At 75.7% G+C, this 2,545-nt stretch carries 1 protein-coding gene and 1 pseudogene; one reads left to right on the forward strand and one right to left on the reverse strand.

Going from position 1 to position 2,545, the window contains the following annotated elements; translation table 11 throughout:
* Positions 1–353 precede the first annotated feature (353 nt).
* Entirely contained in the window at positions 354–2,327 is a 1,974-nt protein-coding gene (locus ACFRMQ_RS40060) for an ATP-binding cassette domain-containing protein (RefSeq protein WP_380735836.1), read from the forward strand.
* A 12-nt stretch (positions 2,328–2,339) separates the two neighbouring features.
* Here the strand turns inward: ACFRMQ_RS40060 and ACFRMQ_RS40065 are convergent.
* A pseudogene (locus ACFRMQ_RS40065) lies at positions 2,340–2,545 on the reverse strand (hypothetical protein); the annotation flags it as partial.

Genomic DNA, 2,545 nt, shown 5'->3' on the forward strand with positions numbered 1-2,545 from the left:
GAGGGGGCCCGCGCGCGGGCCGGGCCTGTTGCGGGATGACCATCGGATCGTCCGATCGCATGCCGAGCGGTCCTCCCGGAATCGAACATCACGGACCGGCCCGGTGATCGATTGCCACCAACTCGCCGTCACCGACACGGATTTACCCGGATCGAGTGAGACCTCCCGGGACACGCCGGACGGCTCCGCGGACCGCTGCCAGGATCGGGGTCCGCACCCGGCAGACCGCCCTCGCCCCCAGAAGCAGAGTGCCCGCCGGCACCGCTGCCGACCCACCACGCCCACTCGGCGGTGAGGGCTGCCCGCGGGTGGATCCGCCGCGGCCCCCGGCCGCCGTCACAGGGAGGAACACCGTGTCCAGGAACACCGTGTCCCAGCAGGTCGTGAAACCCGAGGAACCCCGGGCCGCCACGGACGGGAGCGAGACCGAACACGACGAGGAGCTGCGCCTGCGCTACCCCGGCGACCGCCGCGCCCAGGCCGCCGCCACGATGTCCGCGAGCGCCATGCTGCGCCGGCTGCCGCACCTGGTGCGCCGCGCGATGACGCTGGCCTGGGCGGCGGACCGGACGTCCACCGTGCTGCTGCTGGTCTGCCAGGCGCTGGCCGGCGTGTTCGGGGCGCTCGCGCTGTTCGCCACCACCGGCACCCTGGGCGCGCTGCTGGTGCCCGGCCCGGTCACCGGCCACCTGCGCACCGCCGCGCCCTCGCTGCTGCTGCTCACCGTCTCGGCCGCGCTGCGCGCCGTGCTGGGCATCACCGTGGTGGGCCTGTCCGGGCGGGTCTCGCCGCGGATCACCAGGGAGGCGGAGCTGGGGCTGATCGCGGCCGGGTGCGCCGCCGAGCTGAAGGCGTACGACGAACCCGCCTACAACGAGCAGTGGGAGGCCGCCGACCGGGGCGCCTCGACCACTCCCGACCTGCTCTCCAACGCCCAGGACGTGATCGCCTCCACCGTCTCGCTGGCCGCCGCCGCGGGCGTCCTGGCCACCCTGCACCCCTGGCTGGTGCCACTGCTGCTGCTCGGCTCGGTGCCGACCGGGGTGGGCGCCGTCCGCACCGCCCGGATCCACTACCTGGCGGCGGTGGCCACCGACGAGGAGCGCGGGGCGCTGCGCGTCTACCGGTGGTTCCTGATCGACAAGACCCGTGCCGACCAGGTCCGTTCGGATCAGGTCACGCCGTTCCTGATGGCCAAGTACCGCCGCGCCGAGGGGAAGATCATCGCCTCCGCCGACCGGGCGACCAGGCAGGCCGCCCGGGTGTCGCTGCTGGCGGCGCTCGGCACCGGCGCGGGCAGCGCGCTGATCTGGGGCACCCTGCTCTACCTGGTGGCCGCCGGCCGGATCGACCTGGCCGCCGCCGGCACCGCCACCTTCGCGCTGCGCACCGCCGCCACCGGCCTGCACGGCCTGGTCGGCAACGGAGCCCGGCTGTACCGGATGGGCCTCTACCTCGACGACTACTTCACCTTCCTGGACGAGGCCGGCGGCCACCGGATCCGGCGCGGCTCGCTGGTGCCGGACGCCCCGCGGACGGTCGAGGTGGCCGACCTGGTCCACACCTACCCGGGTGACCAACAGGAACCGGCGCTGCGCGGGGTCAGCATGACGCTGCGGGCCGGGGAGGTGGTCGCCGTCATCGGGCAGAACGGCAGCGGGAAGTCGACCCTGCTGAAGCTGCTCTCCGGCCTCTACCTGCCGCAGTCCGGCCGGATCACCTGGGACGGCGTGCCGGTGGAGGAACTGGACGCGGACGGCATGTGGTCCCGGGTGGCCCGGGTGCCGCAGGAGTTCGCCCGCTGGCCGCTGGGCGCCGCCGAGAACGTCCACCTCGGCCACCGCACCGAGCGGCTGATGGCCGACGTCGAGGAGGCGGCGGCGCGGACCGGCTTCGACGAGGTCGTCGGCCGGCTGCGCTCCGGCTGGCGCACCCTGCTGGCCCAAGGCTGGTGGGGCGGTGCCGAGTTGTCGGGTGGCGGCTGGCAGCGCGCGGCGGTGGCCCGGGCGCTCTACCGCACGGTGCGCAGCCCCGGCCTGCTGATCCTGGACGAGCCGACCTCCGACCTGGACCCGCGCGCCGAGCACCGCATCCTGCACGCCCTGCGCGACCTCGCGCCGGGGCGGATCACCCTGCTGGTCACCCACAACATCGCCAACGCGGCGGTCGCGGACCGGGTGCTGGTGATGGACCGGGGCCGGATCGTCCAGTCCGGCACCTGGGCCGAGCTGGCCGCCCGGCCGGACGGCCTGTTCCGCGAACTGCTGGACCTCCAGCGGGACCGCGCGGTGCCCGCCCAGCGAACGGGGCCGGGGGAGGAGGGCTGATCCCCGCGGACGTCAGGCGCTGCTTCCGGCGCGGGCCGTGCCGCGCAGCCTGCGCCAGGTGCGGCTGACGAAGGCCGGCCCGGTGCGTCCGGCGACGGGCGCACCGGGTTCCCATGCCCGGGCCGCCGCGGCCAGCGTCTCGGCCGGGGCGGCCCCGGTCGGCCGCCGCGCCCCGGCCGGATGCCGGTCCTCGGTCGGCCGCCGCTCCTCGGTCGGCC

This window comes from Kitasatospora sp. NPDC056783 (assembly GCF_042789895.1).
Taxonomy (GTDB): Bacteria; Actinomycetota; Actinomycetes; order Streptomycetales; family Streptomycetaceae; genus Kitasatospora.